The organism is Marivita lacus (assembly GCF_014637725.1).
GTDB classification, from domain to species: Bacteria; Pseudomonadota; Alphaproteobacteria; order Rhodobacterales; family Rhodobacteraceae; genus Marivita; species Marivita lacus.
Window position 1 is genome coordinate 210,065 of sequence record NZ_BMFC01000001.1, and the last position, 23,347, is coordinate 233,411.

25 protein-coding genes are annotated in these 23,347 nt (G+C 61.9%); 23 read left to right on the forward strand and 2 right to left on the reverse strand.

The annotated features are described in order from the left end of the window. Window positions 1-27 precede the first annotated feature (27 nt). The 15 genes from IEV82_RS01120 (at window position 28) to IEV82_RS01190 (ending at window position 12,301) form a co-directional block, all read left to right on the forward strand. Complete coding sequence (locus IEV82_RS01120; RefSeq protein WP_188480105.1) at window positions 28-2,166, forward strand: RelA/SpoT family protein; 2,139 nt, start codon at window positions 28-30, stop codon at window positions 2,164-2,166. Window positions 2,167-2,186: 20 nt separating this feature from the next. Beyond that, the gene (locus IEV82_RS01125; RefSeq protein ID WP_188480106.1) at window positions 2,187-2,828 is read left to right on the forward strand and encodes a DUF2062 domain-containing protein; all 642 of its coding nucleotides are present in this window, start codon (window positions 2,187-2,189) and stop codon (window positions 2,826-2,828) included. Between the two features lie 39 nt (window positions 2,829-2,867). Continuing rightward, window positions 2,868-3,620, forward strand: coding sequence for a pyridoxine 5'-phosphate synthase (locus IEV82_RS01130; RefSeq protein WP_188480107.1), 753 nt, complete (start codon window positions 2,868-2,870; stop codon window positions 3,618-3,620). Window positions 3,621-3,629: 9 nt separating this feature from the next. Further along, complete coding sequence (locus IEV82_RS01135; RefSeq protein ID WP_188480108.1) at window positions 3,630-5,114, forward strand: alpha/beta hydrolase; 1,485 nt, start codon at window positions 3,630-3,632, stop codon at window positions 5,112-5,114. Continuing rightward, entirely contained in the window at window positions 5,111-5,509 is a 399-nt protein-coding gene (gene acpS / locus IEV82_RS01140; RefSeq protein WP_188480109.1) for a holo-ACP synthase, read from the forward strand. Before IEV82_RS01135 ends, acpS begins: the two co-directional genes overlap by 4 nt. 71 nt (window positions 5,510-5,580) lie before the next feature. Continuing rightward, on the forward strand, window positions 5,581-6,417 hold the full coding sequence (gene lepB, locus IEV82_RS01145) for a signal peptidase I (RefSeq protein ID WP_188480110.1): 837 nt from the start codon (window positions 5,581-5,583) through the stop codon (window positions 6,415-6,417). Further along, window positions 6,417-7,106 (forward strand): ribonuclease III, encoded by a 690-nt coding sequence (gene rnc, locus IEV82_RS01150; RefSeq protein ID WP_188480111.1) that lies wholly within the window; start codon window positions 6,417-6,419, stop codon window positions 7,104-7,106. The genes lepB and rnc overlap by 1 nt, the downstream gene beginning before the upstream one ends. Further along, a complete protein-coding gene (locus IEV82_RS01155; RefSeq protein ID WP_188480112.1) occupies window positions 7,103-8,002 on the forward strand; it encodes a DMT family transporter in 900 nt (299 codons plus the stop codon). Before rnc ends, IEV82_RS01155 begins: the two co-directional genes overlap by 4 nt. A gap of 28 nt (window positions 8,003-8,030) precedes the next feature. Beyond that, window positions 8,031-8,939, forward strand: coding sequence for a GTPase Era (gene era / locus IEV82_RS01160; RefSeq protein ID WP_188480113.1), 909 nt, complete (start codon window positions 8,031-8,033; stop codon window positions 8,937-8,939). Then, window positions 8,932-9,270, forward strand: a complete 339-nt coding sequence (locus IEV82_RS01165) for a DUF1491 family protein (RefSeq protein ID WP_188480114.1) — start codon at window positions 8,932-8,934, stop codon at window positions 9,268-9,270. Before era ends, IEV82_RS01165 begins: the two co-directional genes overlap by 8 nt. Window positions 9,271-9,279: 9 nt before the next feature. Then, complete coding sequence (recO, locus tag IEV82_RS01170; protein ID WP_188480115.1) at window positions 9,280-10,026, forward strand: DNA repair protein RecO; 747 nt, start codon at window positions 9,280-9,282, stop codon at window positions 10,024-10,026. 90 nt (window positions 10,027-10,116) lie between these two features. Then, window positions 10,117-10,776 carry a CDP-diacylglycerol--glycerol-3-phosphate 3-phosphatidyltransferase gene (pgsA, locus tag IEV82_RS01175; RefSeq protein ID WP_188480116.1) on the forward strand — a complete coding sequence of 220 codons (660 nt, stop codon included), beginning with the start codon at window positions 10,117-10,119 and terminating at the stop codon, window positions 10,774-10,776. 4 nt (window positions 10,777-10,780) lie between these two features. Further along, window positions 10,781-11,026, forward strand: coding sequence for a molybdopterin converting factor subunit 1 (gene moaD, locus IEV82_RS01180; protein WP_188480117.1), 246 nt, complete (start codon window positions 10,781-10,783; stop codon window positions 11,024-11,026). Then, window positions 11,026-11,472, forward strand: a complete 447-nt coding sequence (locus tag IEV82_RS01185) for a molybdenum cofactor biosynthesis protein MoaE (RefSeq protein ID WP_188480118.1) — start codon at window positions 11,026-11,028, stop codon at window positions 11,470-11,472. The genes moaD and IEV82_RS01185 overlap by 1 nt, the downstream gene beginning before the upstream one ends. Before the next feature lie 58 nt (window positions 11,473-11,530). Further along, window positions 11,531-12,301, forward strand: coding sequence for an FCD domain-containing protein (locus IEV82_RS01190; protein ID WP_188480119.1), 771 nt, complete (start codon window positions 11,531-11,533; stop codon window positions 12,299-12,301). Window positions 12,302-12,307: 6 nt separating this feature from the next. Here IEV82_RS01190 and IEV82_RS01195 read toward each other — a convergent pair whose 3' ends face one another. Next, window positions 12,308-13,711, reverse strand: coding sequence for an aspartate aminotransferase family protein (locus tag IEV82_RS01195; RefSeq protein WP_188480120.1), 1,404 nt, complete (start codon window positions 13,709-13,711; stop codon window positions 12,308-12,310). 64 nt (window positions 13,712-13,775) lie between these two features. Further along, window positions 13,776-14,447, reverse strand: a complete 672-nt coding sequence (locus IEV82_RS01200) for a GntR family transcriptional regulator (RefSeq protein ID WP_188480121.1) — start codon at window positions 14,445-14,447, stop codon at window positions 13,776-13,778. Between the two features lie 179 nt (window positions 14,448-14,626). Between IEV82_RS01200 and IEV82_RS01205 the strand changes: the two genes are divergently transcribed. The 8 genes from IEV82_RS01205 to IEV82_RS01240 all read left to right on the forward strand — a co-directional run bounded on the left by IEV82_RS01205 (window position 14,627) and on the right by IEV82_RS01240 (window position 23,342). Then, window positions 14,627-15,712 carry a polyamine ABC transporter substrate-binding protein gene (locus tag IEV82_RS01205; RefSeq protein ID WP_188480122.1) on the forward strand — a complete coding sequence of 362 codons (1,086 nt, stop codon included), beginning with the start codon at window positions 14,627-14,629 and terminating at the stop codon, window positions 15,710-15,712. 68 nt (window positions 15,713-15,780) lie between these two features. Beyond that, window positions 15,781-16,905, forward strand: coding sequence for an ABC transporter ATP-binding protein (locus IEV82_RS01210; RefSeq protein WP_188480123.1), 1,125 nt, complete (start codon window positions 15,781-15,783; stop codon window positions 16,903-16,905). A gap of 3 nt (window positions 16,906-16,908) precedes the next feature. Continuing rightward, a complete protein-coding gene (locus IEV82_RS01215; protein WP_188480124.1) occupies window positions 16,909-17,799 on the forward strand; it encodes an ABC transporter permease subunit in 891 nt (296 codons plus the stop codon). Continuing rightward, on the forward strand, window positions 17,796-18,614 hold the full coding sequence (locus IEV82_RS01220; protein ID WP_188480125.1) for an ABC transporter permease: 819 nt from the start codon (window positions 17,796-17,798) through the stop codon (window positions 18,612-18,614). Before IEV82_RS01215 ends, IEV82_RS01220 begins: the two co-directional genes overlap by 4 nt. Then, window positions 18,611-19,933, forward strand: a complete 1,323-nt coding sequence (locus tag IEV82_RS01225) for an NAD(P)/FAD-dependent oxidoreductase (RefSeq protein ID WP_188480126.1) — start codon at window positions 18,611-18,613, stop codon at window positions 19,931-19,933. The genes IEV82_RS01220 and IEV82_RS01225 overlap by 4 nt, the downstream gene beginning before the upstream one ends. Before the next feature lie 123 nt (window positions 19,934-20,056). Continuing rightward, window positions 20,057-21,820 (forward strand): dihydroxy-acid dehydratase, encoded by a 1,764-nt coding sequence (gene ilvD / locus IEV82_RS01230; RefSeq protein ID WP_188480127.1) that lies wholly within the window; start codon window positions 20,057-20,059, stop codon window positions 21,818-21,820. 83 nt (window positions 21,821-21,903) lie between these two features. After that, on the forward strand, window positions 21,904-22,506 hold the full coding sequence (locus IEV82_RS01235) for a dihydroxy-acid dehydratase (RefSeq protein WP_188480128.1): 603 nt from the start codon (window positions 21,904-21,906) through the stop codon (window positions 22,504-22,506). Between the two features lie 62 nt (window positions 22,507-22,568). Further along, entirely contained in the window at window positions 22,569-23,342 is a 774-nt protein-coding gene (locus tag IEV82_RS01240; protein WP_188480129.1) for a DUF6478 family protein, read from the forward strand. Window positions 23,343-23,347: the final 5 nt, after the last annotated feature.

Consider the following 23,347-nt stretch of genomic DNA (forward strand, 5'->3'; position numbering starts at 1 on the left):
TGCGGGCCGCATGTGAATGAGGCGCCGATGATCGCGGCTGACGACCTTGTTGCGCTGGTGCGCAACTACAACCCGAAGACAAACGAGACGCTCATCCGCGCGGCCTATGATTATGGCCGCGCGATGCACGAGGGTCAGTTCCGCCATTCCGGAGAGCCCTATTTCTCGCATCCTGTCGCCGTTGCCGCCATCCTGACCGAACAACAGCTTGATGATGCCACCATCATCACCGCCCTTTTGCACGACACCATCGAAGACACCAAATCCACCTATGCCGAAGTGGCCCTGCGCTTTGGCAACGAAGTCGCGATGCTGGTCGATGGGGTCACCAAGCTGACCAACCTCCAGCTGTCCAGTTCCGAGACCAAACAGGCCGAGAATTTCCGCAAGCTGTTCATGGCCATGTCCAAGGACTTGCGCGTCATCCTCGTGAAGCTCGCCGACCGTCTGCACAATATGCGCACGATCAAGGCGATGAAGCCCGAAAAGCAGATCCAGAAGGCGCGCGAGACCATGGACATCTATGCGCCGCTCGCCGGGCGCATGGGCATGCAATGGATGCGCGAAGAGCTTGAGGATCTGGCGTTCCGCGTCCTCAACGCCGAAGGCCGCGCCAGCATCATCCGCCGTTTCATCACCCTGCAAAAGGAAACCGGCGACGTGATCCACCGGATCACCGGTGACATGCGGCACGAGTTGGAAAAGGCCGGGCTCGAGACCGAGGTTTTTGGTCGCGCCAAGAAACCTTTTTCGATCTGGCGCAAGATGCAGGAAAAGGAGATCGGGTTTTCCCGTCTCTCCGACATCTACGGCTTCCGGATCATCACCCACTCCAAGGCCGATTGCTATGCCACTCTGGGCGTCATTCACCAGAGGTGGCGCGCGATTCCGGGACGATTCAAGGATTACATCAGCGAACCCAAATCAAACGGCTACCGATCGATCCACACCACCGTCTCGGGCCGCGACGGCAAGCGCGTCGAGGTGCAGATCCGCACCCGCCAGATGCATGATGTTGCCGAAACTGGCGTGGCCGCCCATTGGTCCTACCGCGACGGCGTGCGCAGCGAAAACCCCTTTGCGGTTGATCCGGCCAAATGGGTCGCATCGCTGACCGAACAATTCGTCGGCGAAGACGACCACGAGGATTTCCTCGAGGCGGTCAAGCTCGAGATGTATCCCGACAAGGTGTTCTGCTTCACCCCCAAGGGTGATGTGGTGAAACTGCCGCGCGGCGCGACGCCGCTCGATTTCGCCTATGCCATCCACACCCGGATCGGCTCGGGCTGCGTCGGCGCAAAGGTCGATGGCCTCCGCGTGCCGCTCTGGACCCGTCTGAAGAACGGACAATCCGTCGATATCGTCACCGCCGAGGGCCAGACCCCGCAGGCGACATGGCTGGACATCGCCACGACGGGAAAGGCCAAGTCGGCCATCCGCCGCGAGCTGCGTGAGGCCGGGCGCGAACGGTTTGCCCAGCTTGGCCGTGAACTGGCCCGCTCCGCCTTCGAGAATGTGGGCAAAAAGGCCAGCGACAAGGTGCTCGAAATGGCCGCCCGCAACCTGCGGATTTCAGACGCGCAGGAACTGCTGGCCCGTCTGGGAAGTGCGGAAATGTCGGCGCGCGACGTCGTTGCTGCCGTCTATCCCGATCTCGCACCAGAACCGTCAGACTTCATCGAACTGCAAAGCGCGGTCATCGGGCTCGACAAGCGGCAGGGGTTCGACCGCGCCCCGTGCTGTCAGCCGCTTCCCGGCGAACGGATCGTCGGCATCGTGCAGCGCGGCAAGGGTGTGATCGTCCATTCGATCGATTGCGGCGCACTCGCCGCATATGAAGACCAACCGTCGCGGTGGCTCGATCTGCACTGGGCCGCAGGGAACCACGCGCCGGTCTATGCCGTTTCACTTGAGTTGACGATTGGCAACGATGCGGGCGTGCTGGGACGGATTTGCACATTGATCGGGGAAAAAAAGGCAAATATTTCAGACCTGATTTTTGTGGATCGCAAACCTGACTTTTACAAACTGCTACTAGACATCGACCTGAGTGATGCAAATCATCTGCACGCGGTCATGTCGGCGCTCGAAGCGGAAAGCGATGTTGCGTCCGTGGTGCGTCGGCGCGATCCTGCATTGTCGATGCAAGCGGCCGCGGCCGAGTAAGAAGATCGAAGGGACGCGAGTTGGTATTCAAACGGCGGGACAGGCGATCGATCCTGATCACGCTCCGCGAGGCGCTTTGGCCGCGCGGCGGCTGGACACGTGCGGCCCGCTATGTCCAGCACCGTCTGAACCGCCTGCCCGACCCTCCGGAACGGATCGCGCGCGGCATCTTTGCCGGCGTGTTGACGACGTTCACCCCCTTCTACGGCCTGCACTTCCTGACCGCCGGCATCATTGCCTGGGTGATGCGCGGGAACATCCTTGCCGCTTTGCTGTCGACGTTTTTCGGCAACCCCCTGACCTATGTGCCGATCAGCGTGGCCTCCTTGCAAACCGGCTACTGGCTTTTGGGGCTTGGCGAAATCCGGCACGCGCATGGCAGCATTGGCTACAAGTTCGCCAAGGCCGGAGAAGACCTGTGGCGCAACTTCATGGCCATCTTCACCGACGCCAAGGCGAACTGGGAAGGCCTGCACCTTTTTTATGACGAGGTGTTCTTTCCCTGGCTGGTCGGCGGCATCCTTCCCGGCATCATCTGCGGCCTGATCGCCTACTACTTGTCGGTGCCGCTGATCCGTGCCTACCAGAACCGCCGCAAGGGGGCGCTCAAGGCGAAACTGGCCTCTTTGAAGAAAAAGAAGAAACAGGCTGACGACGGTTAGGCGGCGGACTAGGTTCAGCCTCAATGGATGGAGGCAGAGATGACTGACTATGCAGGCCGCTTGCGGCTCGGTGTGAATATCGACCACGTGGCCACCCTGCGCAATGCGCGCGGCGGTGACCTTCCCGATCCGGTGCGCGCGGCACAACTCGCCGAAGAGGCCGGGGCTGATGGCGTTACCGCGCATCTGCGCGAAGACCGCCGGCACATCATCGACAGCGATATCGACCGTCTCATGGATGCCCTGCGCGTGCCGCTGAATTTCGAGATGGCCGCGACTGACGAGATGCAGAAGATCGCGCTGCGCCACAAACCCCATGCCGTGTGCATCGTCCCCGAAAAACGCGAGGAACGCACCACCGAAGGCGGGCTCGAGGTCGCGCGCGAGGAGAACAAGCTGGCGGGTTTCATCGCGCCGCTGCGCGAGGCGGGCTGCCGGGTGTCGATCTTCATCGGTGCCGATGAACGCCAGATCACCGCAGCACACCGCATCGGCGCGCAGGTCATCGAACTGCACACCGGCGCCTATTGCGATGCCCATGCCGAGGGCGACATCGAAACGCGCGACCGCGAGTTGAAGATGATGCGCGAGATGTCCGCCTATGCTCATTCGCTGGGCCTCGAAGTGCATGCCGGTCACGGCCTGAACTACGAGACCGTCGCCCCGGTTGCCGCCTTCCCCGAGGTTGTCGAGTTGAACATCGGGCATTTCCTGATCGGGGAATCGGTGTTCCGGGGGTTGAGCCCGGCGATTGCCGAAATGCGTCGCCTCATGGATGCCGCGCGGGCCTGACGCAAACCCATGGCGCGCCCGGTCCTGACCTTTCTGGCGATCCTGATCGCCGGTATCGCGATTTACGTTCTGGAAACGGCGCGCTCCGGCGTGGCGTTCACCGACCGCTTTGTCGGTCAGACGCCTGTCACGACACTGGCCCAGGACGGCGCGGACGGTCCCAATGTGGTCATCGCGCATGGCTTTGCAGGCTCGCGCGAGATGATGCAGGGCTACGGCCTGATCCTCGCGCAGGCAGGTTACCGGGTGCACATGTTCGACTTCGAAGGCCATGGCGCGCACCCTTTGCCGATGTCAGGCGACGTGACCCAAATCGAAGGGACGACCCGGTTGCTTGTCGACCAGACGCGGGCGGTCATCGACGACGTGGCAGACGGCACGCCGGTGGCCCTGCTGGGGCATTCGATGGCGACGGATGTGCTGATCCGCGTGGCCGTCGAGACCGAGACCGGGCCGCTTGTCCTGCTCTCTGCTTTCTCGCAGGCGGTGACCCCGGAACAGCCCAAGGACATGCTGCTGATCGCCGGTCAGTGGGAACCGCACCTGCGCGACTTCGGGGTCGATGCCGTTCAGATGGTCAGACCCGACGCGCAGGAAGGGGAGATCGTGCAACAGGGCGAGGTGATCCGCGCAGCAATGGTTGCCCCGTGGACCGAGCATGTTGCAATTCTGCACTCCCGTGCCGGGCGCGAGGCTACGTTGGACTGGTTCAACCGCGCCTATGACCGTGACAGAATTGTCTCAGCCCCGCCCACCGGCTGGGCCTTTCTGGCGCTGATGGCGGCGATCACCGTTCTGGCCGGCGCTGTGGCAGGGATATTGGTTCCCAGGGTCGATCTGCCCCCCAGCCACCAACCCGGCACCGCGCGCTTTGCCGCAACGCTGGCTGTGCCCGCACTCGTCACGCCGTTCATCGCGCTGCCGCTGGATTTCGGCGTTCTTCCCGTGCTCGTCGCGGATTACCTCGCCATTCATCTGGGAGTGTTCGGCCTGCTTGGCCTGATGTTGCAGCGCTGGCTGTGGGGACCACTTGCCCTTGGCTGGGCCGGATTTGGCCCCTTTGCCATCGCCCTCCTGGCGCTGCTGGCCTGGGGTATTGGCGTGTTCGGCTTTGCGCTGGACCGGTATGGGGCGAATTTCTTTCCCATCGCGGAACGGCTGCCCATCATCGCGGCACTGGTGATCGGGGCGATCCCGTTCATGGTGGCGGATGCGCAACTGGTCTGGAAGGCCTCGATCTGGCGGCGCATCGCGGCACGGCTGGCACTATTAGTGTCGCTCGGGATCGCGGTGGCCCTCGATCTTGAGGGATTGTTCTTTTTACTGATCATTGCTCCGGTGATCGTTCTATTTTTCTTCATTCACGGCGCGATGGGCCGGGCCTTCGGCAAACGCGCCGGACCGCTCGTGGCGGGCATCGCCCTCGGCATCATCCTCGCCTGGGCGCTTGGCGTGAGCTTTCCGATGTTCGCCCCGACCGGAGGTGGCGCATGATCATCGGGATCGGAACGGATCTGGCCAATATCGACCGCATCGCGGCCACGCTGGAGCGGTTCGGTGACCGGTTCCGCAACCGCATCTTCACCGAGACCGAACAGCGCAAGGCCGAACGCCGCCGCGATGTGGCGGGCACCTATGCCAAACGCTGGGCCGCGAAGGAGGCGTGCTCGAAGGCGCTTGGCACCGGGCTGCGCATGGGCATCGCCTGGAAGGACATGTCGGTGCGCAATCTGCACACCGGCCAACCCGTGATGGAGGTCACCGGTTGGGCCAAACGACGCCTCGACGATCTCACCCCCGCGGGGCACGTAGCAATCATCCACGTCACCCTGACCGACGATCACCCCTGGGCGCAGGCCACCGTGCTGATCGAGGCGCGGCCCAAGTAACGCCCCCTTGGCTTGACACCCGCTGCGCCCCCGCTCATGAAGCGCGGGACAATCGAGCAAAAGGCAGGAACATGGCGTCTGAATCCAAGAAAAGCGGCGGGATCGTCGAGACGATCAAAACCATCGTCTACGCGCTGCTGATCGCAGGCGTGTTCCGGACCCTGTTTTTCCAGCCCTTCTGGATTCCTTCGGGATCGATGAAAGAAACGCTTCTGATCGGGGATTTCCTCTTCGTCAACAAGATGTCCTACGGCTATTCCTACGCCTCCTGCCCCTCGCTCTATCTGCCCGCCGTCGGCATCGATATCGACGCCAAGGACCTGTGCGGATGGGCCGATGGCGACAACAGCCGTCTGTTCGGCTCTGAACCGGACCGTGGCGATGTCGCGGTGTTCCGTCACCCTGTGACCGGGCGCGATTTCATCAAGCGCGTGATCGGGATGCCCGGAGACCAGATCCAGATGATCCGCGGTGTACTGCATATCAACGGCACGCCTGTCGAGTTGGACCAGCAACCGGATTTCGTGGAAGACGCCGCACCGCAAGGTCCGCAAGGGCTGCGCCCGCGCTGCGCCAACGGTCCGGTCGGCACCGGCGGCACCTGCATCAAGGAACGCTTCGAGGAAACGCTGCCCAATGGCCGGTCGTATTCGATCCTGAACATCGGCAACCAGGGGTCGGACAACACTCCGGTCTACAATGTGCCCGAAGGCCATTACTTCATGATGGGTGACAACCGCGACAATTCCTCGGACAGCCGCGTCCCCAGCGTGGCGGGCGGTGTCGGCTTTGTTCCCTTCGAAAACCTGATCGGCAAGGCCAACCGCGTGATGTTCTCGTCCGCCGGGAATTCCATGCTGTTCTTCTGGACATGGCGCGGCGACCGCTTTTTCGAGAAGATCGAATAGTGAAACTCTCGGCTGACCTTCAAGCGCTGTCGGAGCGTTTGGGGCATCGGTTCGACCGCCCCGAGTTGCTCGTTCGCGCCGTGACCCATTCGTCGCGCGCCGGAGCCAATCGCGAAGACAACCAGCGGTTGGAATTTCTGGGCGACCGGGTCCTTGGCCTTGTCATGGCCGAGGCGCTGCTGGCCAGCGACACAGGTGCCACCGAGGGCCAGCTTGCACCGCGATTCAACGCGCTGGTGCGCAAGGAAGCCTGTGCTGATGTCGCCCGCGAGATCGACCTTGGAGCGGCATTGAAACTGGGACGGTCGGAAATGCTGTCCGGGGGCCGGCGCAAGCAGGCGCTTCTGGGTGACGCCATGGAAGCGGTGATTGCCGCGGTCTATCTGGACGCCGGGTTCGACGCGGCCAAGACGCTGGTGCTGCGGCTTTGGGGCCAGCGTATCGGATCGGTCGAGGACGATGCGCGGGATGCCAAGACCGCGCTTCAGGAATGGGCGCAGGCCCGTACCATGCCACCGCCCAGCTATGTCGAGCTGTCCCGAGACGGACCGGATCACGCGCCGGTTTTCGTCATCGAAGTGCGTTTGGCTGATGGCCAAAGCGCCAAGGCCAAGGCCGGGTCAAAACGGCTGGCCGAACAGGCGGCGGCGAAAACGCTTCTTGCCACCGTCGAAAAGAGCGGGTCTTGACCGACAACCTGCGCGGCAGCCTGTTCATGGTGCTGGCCATGCTGGGCTTTGCCATCGAAGACGTGTTCTTCAAGGCGGCCACCGGCACCGGTGATGTGTCTGCCGGTGTGGGAACGATGCTGTTCGGGGTGTTCGGGACCGGCTTTTTCGTGCTCTACGCGCTCTGGCGCAAGGAACCACTGGTCAGTCACGCCTATATCGAGGGACCGCTGCTCATCCGCTCGGCCTTCGAGATCCTCGGGCGGCTGTTCTTTGCCTTGGCACTTGCCTTTGCGCCCCTGTCGACCACATCCGCGATCCTTCAGGCCGCACCTCTGGTCGTGACGCTGGGGGCGGCGCTGGTGCTCAAGGAAAAGGTCGGACTGCGCCGTTGGATGGCGATGTCCGTGGGCTTTGCCGGGGTGATCCTGATCCTGCGACCGACACCGTCGGGGTTCGATGCGACGGCGATCTTTGCGGTGCTGGGCATGATCGGATTTGCCGGACGTGACCTGATGACCCGCGCCAGCCCGCCCGAAGTCTCCGCGACGCAGCTGGGCATCCTTGGCTTTCTCATGGTGTTTATCGCCGGCTGCGTGATCACCCTGTTCGAAACAGCGCCGTTCTCGGCCCCAAGCCTGCCTGCGCTGACTTTGCTCATGGGCACAGGGTTGGCCGGTCTGGTGGGATACAGCGCGCTGACCAAGGCGATGCGCACCGGCGAAGTGTCTGTCGTGGCCCCGTTCCGATATTCGCGCCTCTTGATCGCGCTGGTCTTCGCCTATTTCGTGTTCGGGGAACGCCCCGATGCGCTGACCCTGATCGGGGCCACCCTGATCGTCGGCAGCGGCGTTTACACCCTTGTGCGCAGCGGCCGCAAAGTCGGGGCTGGCTCTGTGCCGCGATCTGGCGTATGAAGCCGGACTTCAGGATATGGATGTTGCTATGACCACCCGCGCCGGTTTCGTCGCCTTGATCGGAGAGCCCAATGCGGGCAAATCCACGCTGACCAATCAGATGGTCGGCGCGAAGGTGTCCATCGTCACCCACAAGGTGCAGACCACCCGCGCGCGCATCCGTGGTGTTGCCATGGAAGGCGACGCGCAGATCGTTCTGGTGGACACGCCGGGCCTGTTCAAGCCGCGCCGCCGTCTGGACCGTGCGATGGTCGCTGCCGCCTGGAGCGGGGCATCGGATGCCGATATCGTGGTGCTGCTGATCGAAGCGCATCGCGGGATCACCGAAGGGGTCGAGGCGATTCTTGACAACCTCGGCGAAGTCGTGGGCAAGCGCCCTGTCGCGCTGGCCATCAACAAGATCGACCGTGTCGAAGCGCCAAGGCTCCTGGCGCTGATGCAGAAGATGAACGAAAAGTTTCCCTTTACCGAGACCTTCCTGATCTCGGCCGAAAAGGGCCATGGCGTCAAAGCCCTGCGCACATGGCTGGCGCAGGAACTGCCCGAAAGCCCGTGGCTCTATCCCGAAGACCAGATCGCGGATCTGCCGCTGCGCATGATCGCCGCCGAGATGACCCGCGAAAAGCTGACCCTGCGCCTGCATCAGGAATTGCCCTACCAACTGACGGTCGAGACCGAGCACTGGGAAGAGCGCGACGACGGGTCGGCGCGGATCGATCAGGTGATCTACGTGATCCGCGATGGTCACAAGGGCATCGTGCTTGGCAACAAGGGCGAGACCATCAAGGCGATCAGCAAGGCCGCGCGCGAGGAGCTTGAAGAGTTCCTTGGCCGTCGCATCCACCTGTTCATGCAGGTGAAGGTTCGAGAGAAATGGCTCGACGAGGCCGAGCGCTATTCCGAGATGGGTCTCGATTTCAAGGACGGCAATGGCTGAGGCAAGGCTGGCCAGCGGGTTCTGGGTGCAGGCCTATCTGCGCCGTCTGTCGCTGTTCGATATACCGGCCTTTGTCACCGCTCATGGCGACGACACGGCAGGGGCCATTCTGGTCAAGCTCAACACGCTTGACGGCCAGGCAAAGGCGTTCGTGCGCCAGTACGATCTGATGAGCGGCGACCGCAGCTGGCAGGTTCTCGCGGATGGCACAGAGGCGGATGTCGACGCCAGCATCGCGAGGCAGCGCAGCTTTGACAGCGATCTCTGGGTGATCGAGGTCGAGGATCGCACCGGGCGGCATCTTCTGGATGAAGACGGGCTGTCGGGCTAACATCGCGGCATGGACTGGCGCGACACAGGTATCCTTCTGAGCAGCCGCCGACACGGCGAAAGTTCGATGATCATCGACGTGTTCACCCCGGATCGCGGACGGCACGCCGGTGTGGTCCGTGGCGGAGCATCACGCAAGGTGGCCCCGACCCTGCAACCGGGCGCACAGCTTGATCTGGCATGGCGGGCGCGGCTAGAGGATCACCTGGGCAGCTTTACGGTGGAGCTTCAACGCTCGCGCGCGGCGATTGCGATGCAGAACCGGACAACGCTGGCGGGTCTGAACGCCACCCTCTCTCTTTTGGCGTTTGTGCTGCCCGAACGCGAACCGCATCCTGCCCTCTATGCGCAGACGCAGAACCTTCTGGACCTGCTGGACCAGACCGACCTTTGGCCGCTGGCCTATCTCCGCTGGGAAACCGCGCTTCTGGAGGATCTCGGGTATGGCCTCGATCTGGCTCGGTGCGCGGTGACGGGCGCGACCGACGACCTGATTTATGTTTCGCCGAAATCGGGGCGCGCCGTGTCGGCCAAGGGCGCGGGCGACTGGGCGGACCGGCTGCTGCCCATGCCCGACGCCCTGCGCGACAATGGAGCTACCGAAAATTCCGATATCGTCAAAGCCCTTGGTCTCACGGGTTATTTTCTCGAACACAAGCTGGCCGCAGACCAGGTCGGCAAGCCGCTGCCCGATGCGCGGGCGCGCTTTCTGGACATCTTGAACAGGCAAGCAGCCGCCCCCAGACCCCAGTTTTGAGGAAAAGCGCAGCCGCGTCACTGGGTGGAGTTCCGAAAAACACCAAAACGCCGCCTTTTCAGTCTCCGGAAGGCACGATAGGTAAAGGGCATGACCATGACGGTGCCAAATATCCTGACTGTTCTGCGACTTCTGGCTGCGCCGGGACTGGCATTGATGTTTCTCTACTTCTCGCGCCCTGCTGCGGATTGGTTCGCTCTGATCCTTTTCGTTCTGGCGGCGGTCACCGACTGGGTCGATGGCTATCTTGCCCGAGAATGGAAGCAGGAAACCAAGCTGGGCGCGATGCTGGACCCGATTGCCGACAAGGCGATGGTGGTGATCGCGCTGATGGTGATCGTGGGCTATTCGTCGATGTCGCCCTGGCTTGTCCTGCCCGCCACCTTCATCCTGTTCCGCGAAGTGTTCGTCTCTGGCCTGCGCGAATTTCTGGGCGATACGGCGGGCACGCTGAAAGTGACCCAACTGGCCAAGTGGAAGACCACGCTGCAGATGGTCGCCATCGCCGTGCTGTTCGCTCAGGGCGTCTTCGAACACTACCTTGGTATGTCTGCCATGGGCATGAGCCCCGAGATATTCGAGGGCGTGATGATGGGTGACATTGAAGACCTGCACGGGCTTTGGTGGAAACACGCGGGAACTGTCTGGACCGGCAATGTCGGGCTCTTGCTCCTGTGGCTGGCGGCGTTCCTGACCCTGATCACCGGCTGGGATTATTTCCGCAAGGCGCTGCCATTTTTGAAGGATTGATCGGATGGACGTTCTCTATTTCGCATGGGTCCGCGAACGGATCGGATTGCCCAAGGAAAAGGTGACAACCGACGCCGAAACCGTGGCCGATCTGGTGGCGGAACTGAGGGCCCGCGAGGATCGCTATGATCTCGCCTTTTCCGACCTGAGCGCGCTGCGCGTGGCGGTGGATCAGGAACTCACCGATTTCGACGCGTCGATCAAGGGCGCGCGGGAAGTGGCGTTTTTCCCCCCGATGACGGGCGGCTGATGCGGGTCGTCGTTCAGGAGGCACCGTTCGATTTCGGCGCCGAGGCCGAGGCGTTTGCGGTTGGCCGTCACGACATGGGCGCGATTGTCACCTTCACCGGCGTGGTGCGGGATTTCGGCAAGGGCGGGCTCGATGCGATGGAGATCGAACATTACCCCGGCATGACCCAAAAGGCGCTGGAGGCCATCGCGGACGAGGCGCGCAACCGCTGGTTTTTGGGCGACGTTCTGGTGATCCATCGCTACGGGCGGATGGAGCCGGGCGAAAAGATCATGATGGTTGCCACCGCCGCACCCCATCGCAAGGACGCGTTCGAGGCGGCAGAATACCTGATGGACTATCTCAAATCCCGCGCACCGTTCTGGAAAAAGGAACATGCCGCGACCGGAGAGACAAGCTGGGTCGCCGCCAAGGACGAAGACGAGGATGCGCTCACGCGGTGGTAACTTGCTCATGGGGTAAATCGGTCATATCATTTGACCAATCAAACCCGTTGCGAGCATCATGCCCTTCCAACCCGTCACTCCTGAAAAGCTGTCGACCTCGGTCACGCGGCAGATCGAAAAACTGATTCTACAGGGCATCCTGCGCCCCGGCGAACGCCTGCCGTCCGAACGGGAACTGGCCGAGCGTCTGGCCGTGTCACGCCCGTCGCTGCGGGAATCCATCGCCGACCTGTCGGATCGCGGTCTGCTGACCAGCCGTGCCGGTGCGGGTGTCTACGTGGCCGATGTGCTGGGATCGGCGTTTTCCGATGCGCTGATCCAGCTGTTCGCCAATTATGACGAAGCCGTGCTCGATTACCTGTCCTTCCGCAAGGACATGGAAGGGCTGGCTGCCGAACGGGCTGCAAGGCTGGCGTCGGACACCGATCTGAAGGTCATCAACACGGTGTTCGAACGCATGGAAGCCGCGCATCAAAAGCGCAATCCGGGGGATGAGGCGGCGCTTGATGCCGAGTTTCACCTGTCGATCATCGAGGCTAGCCACAACGTCATCATGCTGCACATGATGCGGTCGATGTACCAGCTTTTGCGCGAAGGCGTGTTCTACAACCGCCAGATCATGTTCCGCCAGAAGACCACCCGCGCGACCTTGCTGGACCAGCACCGCACGATCAACGACGCGCTACAGGCGCGGGACCCGGACGCCGCGCGAAAGGCCGTGGTCGATCACCTGTCCTACGTGGAAACCTGCCTCGCGGACAGCCGCAAGGCAGAGGCGCATGAGGAAGTGGCGCGTCAGAGATACGAACACACGCTGGCAAAGGGCTGAGCTGCGTCAGCTGGCCACGCGCGCCTTCATCAGACCGTCTTCCTTGAGCTTTGCATGACACTCGTCGAGCGACTGCCAAGCCCGCGCAATCAATATGTCGATTTCGTCTTTCGAGATCACCAGCGGCGGAGAGATGATCATTCGATCCCCGACGTGGCGCATGACAAGGTTGTTGGCAAAGCACCGTTCGCGGCAGATAAACCCGACAGTTCCCGCCTCTGACTCGAACGCGGCACGCGACGCCTTGTCCGGGGTCAGCGCGATGGAGCCCATCATGCCGACGATCTTCGCCTCGCCCACCAGCGGATGCTCGGTCAGGGTTTCGAACTTTTCCTTGAGATAGGGCGCGGTCTCTTCGCGCACGCGGGTCACGATGCCCTCTTCGTCAAGGATGCGCAGGTTCTCCAGAGCCACCGCACAGGCCACCGGGTGCCCCGAATAGGTATAGCCGTGGTTGAACTCGACCCCGTTGATGACCTCGGCAACCTCGTCGCAAATGATCGAGCCCCCGATGGGCTGATATCCCGAGGACAGCCCCTTGGCGACGGTCATGATATGTGGGCGAATGTTCATGGTCTGGCTGCCGAACCAGTTGCCGGTGCGACCAAATCCGCAGATCACCTCGTCCGCGATCAGCAGGATGCCGTACTTGTCGACGATGCGCTGGATCTCGGGCCAGTAGGTTTCGGGCGGGACGATCACGCCACCGGCGCCCTGCACCGGCTCTGCGATAAAGGCACCGACCCGTTCAGGCCCCAACTCCTGAATGGCTGTTTCCAACTGACGCGCCCGTTCAAGGCCGAATTCCTCGGGTGTCATGTCGCCGCCTTCGGCCCACCAGTTCGGCTGGTCGATATGATGGATGTCCGGGATCGGCATGCCGCCCTGCATGTGCATGCCCTTCATGCCGCCCAGTGAACCGGAACCCACCGACGACCCGTGATAAGCGTTCCAGCGCGAGATCACGATGTTCCGCTCGGGCTGACCCTTTTCGGCCCAGTAGGTGCGCACCATCCGCAGATTGGTGTCATTCGCCTCGGAACCCGAGCCTGCGAAGAAAACGTGGTTGAAGCCCTCGGGCGCCAGTTCCGCCAGCTTTTGAGACAGCGCGATTGCGGGCACATGGGTCGTCTGGAAGAACGTGTTGTAGAATGGCAGCTCTTCCATCTGACGCGCGGCGGCCTGGGCCAGTTCCTTGCGACCGTAGCCGATATTCACGCACCAAAGCCCGGCCATCCCGTCAAGAATGCGGTTTCCGTCACTATCGGTGAGCCACACCCCGTTCGCGCGCGTGATCACCCGCACGCCCTTGCCGGCAAGACCGGTACCATGCGTGAACGGATGCATGTGATGCGCGGCGTCCAGCGCCTGCAATTCGGATGTGGGCATGTGATTGGTGATGACGGCCATTGGAACAGATCCTTATTCGAAGCTTGCCGTCAAAATATGATCAAATTATTTCAAGTCAATCGAATCAGGCGAGTCCCTGCCGGATTTGTTCCATTCCCTGCGCCACATCCCCCATCATTGCCTCGGCTGCGGCCTCACCGTTATTTGACGCAAGGGCAGCCAGCACATCCTTGTGACGGTCCGGCAGGTTGCGCGTGCCGAATTGGCCGCAGACAACCCGCAGCGACGGACCAAAGCGCAACCACAGGCGGTCCACCATTTCGGTCAGGATCGGAGCCTGCGCGAGCGTGTTGAGATCGGCGTGAAAGCTGTGGTTCTCGACCAGGTATCGCTGCACATCTCCACGCCGGATCGCGGCGTCCAGACGCTGGTCGATTTCGGCCAACCTGAGGACATCCTGCGATGTCGCGCGTTGTGCGGCCCGACGCGCCAGTTCCGGCTCGAGCGCCTTGCGCGCAATGCTCAATTCGTCGATCGCATGTGCATCCAGAACCGGCACCGCAATCCTGCGGTTGCCCAGAAACTCAAGCGCGCCCGCAGCGGTCAACCGACGCAGCGCTTCCCGAACCGGGGTCATCCCGACGCCCAGCGCTTCGGTCAATCCCTGGATGGTCACCGGCTGTCCCGGCTCAAACTCCCCGAACAGAATCTGATCGCGCAATTGGCGATAGACCAGTTCATGCGCTGGCAATCGAAAGGTGTCGGCAACGGGCTTCATCAATATGCGTCCGGCCATGTCTGTCCTCGTGAACTGCTGCGACTTTGGGCACAATGCCCGATTGTCTGCCCCTGACAAGTCATCTTGCACGTTCTCGGCGGGCATGAAAACATCATCTCTATTGCCAGACCGGGCAAGATTTGATCAAATTCAAATCCATAGGGCCGCAAGTGCCCTGGGATCAACGGGAGACTTTCATGAAAACTCATCTGCTGACAATGACCGCAGGTGCCGTACTTCTGGCTTCACTCGCCAATGCTCAGGAAGTGCGCGTCTACAACTGGTCTGACTATATCGACGAAGCGCTGCTTTCCAAGTTCGAGGAAGAAACCGGGATCGACCTGATCTACGACGTGTTCGACAGCAACGAGCTCTTGGAAACCAAGATGCTGGCCGGTGGATCGGGCTACGATGTCGTCGTGCCGACAGGCACCTTCCTGCAACGCCAGATCCAGGCCGGTGCCTTCCAGAAACTGGACGCGTCCAAGCTGCCGAACCTCGACAACATGTGGGACGTGATCGAAGCGCGAACCGAACAATACGATCCGAACAACGAATACTCGATCAACTACATGTGGGGCACCACCGGCATTGGCGCCAACATCAACAAGGTCAAGGAAGTCCTTGGCGAAGATGCACCGATCGCATCGCTCGACCTGATCTTCAACCCGGAGAACATGGAAAAGCTGGCATCCTGCGGCGTGCATGTGCTGGACGCGCCGACCGAGATGATCCCGGCTGCCCTGACCTATGCGGGGCTCGACCCCGACCGCAAGGATGACGAGGCGCTGGCCGCAGCCGAAGAAGTGCTGATGGCCGTACGTCCTTATATCCAGAAGTTCCACAGCTCTGAATACATCAACGCGCTGGCGAATGGGGATATCTGCGTGGCGTTCGGCTGGTCCGGCGACATCCTGCAGGCCCGCGACCGCGCTGCCGAAGCAGACAATGGCGTCGAAGTGGTCTTTAACGCTCCTGTCGAAGGTGCGCTGATGTGGTTCGACCAGATGGCCATACCGGTTGACGCTCCGAACCCGGAAGCTGCGCACACATTCCTGAACTTCATCATGGATGCACAGAACATGGCGGCGGCGTCGAACTATGTCTATTACGCCAACGGCAACGCGGCCTCCAAGGAATTCCTGGTCGAGGATGTGATCGGCGATCCGGCGATCTATCCGGACGAAGCGACACTCGAAAAACTTTACACCACAACACCGTTCCCGCCAGCCGAACAGCGGTCGCTGACGCGGATGTGGACCAAGGTCAAGTCGGGTACCTGATCCAGACGGCTGTTTTTACCCGGCGGGACGTTCCCGCCGGGTATTGTCATGACGTGGAGGTGCCTGAAGTGTCACAAACCGTTTTCGCTCCGTGGAACGATCCCGACGAAAAACCGCTCATCCAGTTTCGCAATGTCACCAAGCGGTTCGGTGATTTCATAGCGATCGACAACCTGACACAGGATATCTACGCAAAGGAATTCTTTGCCCTGCTCGGGCCATCGGGGTGCGGCAAGACCACGATGATGCGGATGCTGGCGGGGTTCGAGGCACCGACCAAGGGCCAGATTTTCATCGCCGGGCAGGACATGGCCCGCATCCCGCCCAACAAGCGCGCGGTGAACATGATGTTCCAGTCCTACGCGCTGTTTCCGCACCTGTCGGTCTGGGACAACATCGCCTTTGGCCTCAAGCGCGAGGGCAAGGACAAGGACGCTATCGCGGCGCGCGTCGACGAGATGCTGCGCCTGACGCGGCTGAGCAAGTTCGCCAAACGAAAGCCGCACCAGATTTCCGGCGGTCAACGGCAGCGCGTGGCCCTTGCCCGTTCGCTTGCCAAGGCTCCGAAACTACTCTTGCTGGATGAACCTCTGGGCGCGCTCGACAAGAAGCTGCGCCAAGACACCCAGTTCGAACTCATGGACATTCAGGAAAAGACCGGCACCACCTTTGTCATCGTGACCCACGATCAGGAAGAGGCGATGACCGTGGCAAGCCGCGTGGCGGTGATGGACGAAGGCCAGATCATTCAGGTCGCCACCCCGGCGCAGATATACGAAGCGCCGAATTCGGTCTATGTCGCGGACTTCATCGGTGACGTGAACATCATTTCGGGCCGCGCCAAACCGAATGGTGAGAAGGTCGCCATTCACTGGGCCGAGGGGCAACCCGACATCATCGGCACCACCGCCACCAAGTTCGAGGCGGGTCAGGAGATCCATTTCGCCATCCGCCCCGAAAAGGTCGCCATCAGCACCGAGGAACCGGCGGACGCAGCCAACAAGACCAAGGGCAAGGTGCTGGATATCGCCTATCTCGGCAACATCTCGACCTATCACGTCGAACTTCCGACAGGCCATGTGGTCAAGGCGCAGACCGCCAACACCCGCCGCCTGTCGCGGCGCGTGATCACCTGGGAAGACCCGGTCTGGGTCAGCTGGACCGACACCGCCGGTGTCCTTCTGGAGCGCTAGGGGATGCGCCGCTTCATCCTCATCGCGGTGCCCTATCTCTGGCTGGTCGCGCTGTTCCTGATCCCCTTCGTGATCGTGTTGAAGATCTCGCTGTCGGACGTGGCGCTGGCGCGTCCGCCCTACATGCCGCAGCTCGATTTCGCGGCTGGGTGGAGCGGACTCGTCTCGTTCTTCGCCGAACTCGATTTCGACAATTTCTGGTTCCTGACCACCGATGACCTTTACTGGAAGGCCTATCTCAGCTCGCTCCAGATCGCACTGGTCTCGACGGTACTGACACTGATCGTCGGCTATCCCATTGCCTATGCCATGGCGCGCGCCGCCCCCGAGTGGCGGCCAACGCTGCTGATGCTGGTGATCCTGCCCTTCTGGACCAGCTTCCTGATCCGGGTCTATGCGTGGATGGGCATCCTCGCGAACGAGGGTCTGCTGAACCAGTTCCTGCTCTGGCTGGGCGTCATCAACACGCCGCTGACCATTCTGAACACCAACACTGCCGTCTATATCGGCATCGTCTACACCTACCTGCCCTTCATGATCCTGCCGATCTATTCCGCGCTCGAGCGGATGGATGACAGCCTGCTCGAAGCTGCCGAAGATCTAGGCTGTTCGCGCCTGTCGGCCTTCTGGCTGGTCACCATCCCGCTGTCGAAGAACGGCATCATCGCAGGCTGTTTCCTCGTGTTCATCCCGGTGATCGGGGAATTCGTGATCCCGTCGCTGCTGGGCGGATCGGGCACGCTGATGATCGGCAAGGTTTTGTGGGAAGAATTCTTTTCGAACCGCGATTGGCCCGTTGCTTCGGCTGTTGCGGTGATCCTGCTTTTGATCCTCGTGATCCCGATCATCCTGTTCCAGCGCAACGAACAGAAACAGCGCGAGGCCGAAGGATGAGACGTTTTTCATGGTTCAACGCCACCGCGCTCTCGCTGGGGTTTGCGTTCCTCTACATCCCCATGATCATCCTCGTGGTCTACAGCTTCAACGCGTCGAAACTGGTGACCGTCTGGGCCGGGTTCTCGACCCAATGGTATGGAGAGTTGATCCGCAACGAGGAATTCCTGAACGCGGCGTGGGTCACGATCAAGGTCGCCGTGATGAGCTCCACCATCGCCACGGTGCTGGGCACGATGGCTGCCTATGTGCTGGTCCGCGCAGGACGGTTCTCGGGGCGCACACTGTTTTCCGGCATGATCTACGCGCCCCTTGTGATGCCCGAAGTCATCACCGGTCTGTCGCTCCTGCTGCTCTTCATCGGCATCGGGCTCGACCGGGGCGTGCTCACCATCGTGCTCGCGCATACCACCTTCTCGATGTGCTACGTGTCGGTTGTCGTCTCCTCGAGACTCGTCAGCTTTGACCAATCGCTGGAAGAAGCGGCGCTTGATCTTGGCTGCTCCGCCTTCGACGCCTTCCGGCTTGTCACCCTGCCGATCATAGCGCCCGCGGTGATCTCGGGCTGGTTGCTGGCCTTTACGCTGTCGCTGGATGATCTGGTGATCGCCAGCTTCACCACCGGCCCCTCGGCCACGACGCTGCCGATCAAGATATTCTCCGCGGTGCGTCTTGGCGTCAGCCCGGAAATCAACGCGCTCTCCACGATCATGATCGCCATTGTCACCGTCGGCGTTATCACGGCATCCCTGATCACCAAACAAGCGGCGGTCCGGCAGGCACGCGACGAACGTATGGCCGAACGCCCTGCATGAAGCGCATCTACGAGGAAGCGGCTTACCGAACACCGCAAAGCTGCTGGTGGCGCGACACCGCACCGCCCGCAGATCATCCGCAGCTTGAGGGCGACCACAGAACCGAGATCGCCATCATCGGCGGCGGAGTCACAGGGCTGAACGCCGCGTTCGCTTTGGCCAATGCAGGTGCAGAAACCACTGTGATCGACGCCGAACAACCCGGCTGGGGCGCCTCGGGGCGCAATGGCGGGTTCTGTTGTCTTGGCGGGGCAAAGCTGAGCGGAGGGGTGATTGCCCGTCGGTTTGGTCAGGATCAGCGCGCCGAATGGCACAAGGCCGAACGCGCGGCGGTCGATCATGTGGACGCGCTGCTGTCCGACAACGACATCGACGCAGACCGCCATTCCGAGGGCGAAACGCTTTTGGCGCACACGCCCAAGGCCATGCGAGACATGGTTGAAACCAGTGCCGAGACAGCCGCGATCCACGGTGTGGCCCCCGACATCATCCGCGCCGAAGAGCTTTGTCAGCGCGGCCTTGGTGGCAAATTTCACGGCGGTGTCACCCTGCCCATCGGCTTTGCGCTCAACCCTGCGAAATACCATGCCGGGCTGTCTCGCGCCGTGAAGGAGCAAGGCGTCCGGTTTTTCGGCCAGAGCCCCGCGCTGTCGATCACGCCCACCGGCGCTGCGTGGCGCATAACCACCCCCAAAGGCACGATCACCGCCGACAAGGTCATTCTGGCGACCAATGGCTACTCGTCCGAAGACATGTCTGACTGGCTGCGCGCCCGCTACCTGCCGGTGCAATCCTCGATCATCGTCACCCGTCCGATCACCGAAAGCGAGCAAGCCCGTCAGGGCTGGACGAGCCTTCAGATGTGCTATGACAGCCGCAACCTGCTGCATTATTTCCGCCTCATGCCGGATGGACGGTTCCTGTTTGGAATGCGCGGCGGATTGCGCGCCACGGCACGGGCCGAAGCCGCATTGTCCCGCAAGATCCGTGCGGATTTCCACACTCTGTTTCCCGAATGGCGAGATGTCGAGATCACTCATGAATGGTCCGGTCTCGTCTGCCTGATGCGCAGCCTTACACCCTTTGCAGGCACGGTCCCTGACCAGCCCGGCCTCTTTGCTGCGATGGGCTATCACGGCAATGGCGTGGCGATGGGCAGTTATCTGGGCGCACGGCTGGCCGACACGGTTCTGGGACGCCCGCAAAACAGCCCGTTCCCGGCGTTTCTCGCCAGCCCGCCCGACCGCTTTCCGCTTGGCCCCTTGCGCCGTCTGCTGCTTGCCCCGACCTATGCAGCCGCGGCGGTGCTCGACCTCTAGAGCAGCCTTTCGAACGCGCTTGGCACAAGCCATTTCGAAATGGTTTCAAACCTTCCCTATGTCTTGTGCCATCTTGCCCGGTTCGCTATTCCGAAAGCAGCAAGGAATTCAGGGAGGAGCGTCATGCTCAAGCGTCCATTCGACAAGTCGAAACTGCCCAGCCGTCACGTCACCGAAGGCCCGGAACGCGCGCCGCACCGGTCGTATTACTATGCGATGGGCATGACCGAGGAAGAAATCCATCAGCCGCTTGTCGGTGTCGCCACCTGCTGGAACGAGGCCGCGCCCTGCAACATCGCACTGAGCCGTCAGGCGCAAGCCGTCAAGATGGGCGTGAAACAAGCGATGGGCACGCCGCGCGAATTCACCACCATCACCGTCACCGACGGGATCGCGATGGGTCACGAAGGCATGCGTTCCTCGCTCGCCTCGCGCGAGGCGATTGCCGACACGGTCGAACTGACCATGCGCGGCCATTCCTATGACGCGATTGTCGGCCTTGCGGGCTGCGACAAATCCCTGCCCGGCATGATGATGGCGATGGTGCGTCTCAACGTACCGTCCGTCTTCATCTATGGCGGGTCGATCCTGCCCGGCCGTGCCCCGCAGGTCGACGAGATCCCCGAGGATTTCCGCTCGCGCGATCTGACCGTGCAGGACATGTTCGAAGCGGTTGGCCGTCATCAGAACAACGAGATGTCCGACAAGGCGCTCGACATGCTGGAACGCGTAGCGTGCCCCTCGGCCGGTGCCTGCGGTGGTCAGTTCACCGCCAACACAATGGCCTGCGTCTCCGAGGCCATCGGGCTGGCGCTGTTCAATTCGTCGGGCATGCCAGCTCCCTACGAATCCCGCGACCAATATGGCGAAGCGTCCGGGCGCGCGGTCATGGACCTGCTCGAACAGCGTATCCGCGCACGTGACGTGGTCACCCGCAAGGCGCTGGAAAACGCAGCGCGGGTTGTCGCCTGCACCGGTGGCTCGACAAATGCCGGTCTGCACCTGCCTGCCATCGCGCATGAAGCCGGGATCGAGTTCTACCTCGAGGACGTGTGCGAGATCTTCCGCGACACGCCCTATTTCGTCGATCTCAAGCCCGGTGGCGCCTATGTCGCCAAGGATCTCTACGACGCGGGCGGCATTCCCGTCGTGATGAAGGAACTGCGCAAGGCCGGCCTGATCCACGAAGACTGCATCACCGCATCCACCCGCACCATCGGCGAAGAACTTGACCGCATCGAACGCGTTGCGGATGGCAAGGTGATCTACCCGATCGAGACACCGATCACCAAGACGGGTGGCGTTGTCGGCCTCAAGGGCAATCTTGCTCCCGAAGGGGCCATCGTGAAAGTGGCGGGCATTCCGGCCGAGGGCCAGGTCTTCACCGGCCCGGCACGCGTGTTCGAATGCGAGGAAGACGCCTTTGCCGCCGTCAAGGCGCGCGACTACAAGGAAGGCGAGGTTCTTGTCATCCGCAACGAAGGGCCCGCCGGCGGCCCCGGCATGCGCGAAATGCTGTCCACCACCGCGGCCCTGTCGGGTCAGGGCATGGGCAAGAAGGTCGCTCTGATCACCGATGGGCGATTCTCGGGTGCAACGCGCGGCTTCTGCGTGGGTCACGTTGGCCCCGAAGCAGCACAGGGCGGCCCGATCGCGTTGCTCAAGAATGGCGACATGATCACCATCGACGCCGTGAAGGGCGCGCTCTCGGTCGATGTGTCGGACGAGGAACTGGCCAAGCGCAAGTCAGAGTGGGCCGGACCGCGTGAAACGATCTACACGTCGGGTGCGGTTTGGAAATTCGCCAAGCTTGTCGGCCCGACCTACAAGGGGGCTGTCACCCATCCCGGGGCCGAGGGCGAAAAACACGTGTATTCGGATCTTTGATCAGGTCACGTCATAGCTTGTATGCCGCGCTTCTGGGTGCGGCATACCTGACCGGATGCGGTGAAACAGGCGCATCCGGTCGCATGTCCTTGCTCGCGACAGATGCGGCCGCGACACCTGAACTGGTCACTTCGACCCGGCTTGCGGGCGGTGCGATCACCGTCTCCGGACCTGATGGCTATTGCATCGACCCCACCACGTTGCGCAGCACGACGCTGGGCGGGTTCGCGGCCATTGCAAGCTGCAACATCATGTCCGGCGGGCAGGACGGTCCGATCGTCGAACCCGCACTGATGACCGTGACCGTCAGCCCCGCTGCGGGAGCGGCCCCAAGCCCGGCAGACCTCGCGGATGCACTGGGCGCCACGCTCTTGCAGGACCGCGAACTCAGCGCGCTTGCCGTGGGTCAGATGGCTTCCGGAGGGGAATCCGCCTTCGACGGCAGCGATCCCAGGCACTGGCGCGGTGCGTTTGTCATCGGCAGCCACCTGATCGGTGTCACGCTTTACGCGCCGCAAGGCAGCCCGATGCTGGGTGCGCAGGGGGCCGCGTTCCTGAACACGGTTTCTTCAGCCATTCGCGCTACTGCGATTCCTGACGCGCGCGCAAGTGCAGAACAGTCGCAACCTTCGACGGAACTTCTGGAAGCGCGACTTGACCGTTTATTTGAAAGCCGCGATCTGTAATATGGATGGCAACCGGAACGGAACAGTGACGGACACAGGGCATCATCAGGGGCGAGCAGCTCATGACGGAAATGAAACCCGGTCTTCTTGATCGTGTGATCCAGCAATCCGCGCTCAGACGGTTTCGCCGCTGGGCAGAGACCGCGCGCAGCATGGACCTGCGCGATCTGCGCCGGAACCGTGCCGCGGCACGACGGCTCAAGTACTTTCTGGATGAACTTTTGCACGTCGCGGATGACCGCCTTGCGCTGCCGGTCCTCGGAAACCAGTCAGTACCGATCCCGTACGATGCGGATTGGTCCTGGCGGCCGGAAATCTGGTGCGGCCCCCTGCCGGTTCAGGGCATTTCCTCGGTCGAGAACAAGTCGATGCTCGGGCGCGAGGTCACGCTGTTTCACGACTGCGCCCAATCCGAACTGACCCTGCGCCAGTTGCGCAACACCAGCGCCGATGATCTGGCGGCCTACGGACTGCGGCTGGACGTGTTCCGCTTTGACGGCTCCTACCTGTCGCTGGTCATCGACCTGCCGCCGCAGGCCACCGTAAATCTCAAGCGCAAGCACCTGATCCGCTGCGACCTGATCGTCGAACTGGAACGGCCGCTCGAGATCTTCGCCCGTCTGAACATCCAGCACGGTCCGAACACCGAACAGATCGTCCGCGAACTGCCGCTCAACGACCGCGAACTCGCGGTGGAATTCGACCTTGCCTATACCAAGCTGAATGAAAAACGTGTCGAGAAGGTCTGGATTGACCTGATCTTCGAAAACCCAGAGATGAGCCAGGTGATCCTGCGGGACCTGTATTTCAGCCGTCGCCCCCGGGCCGAAATGTGAGAAGC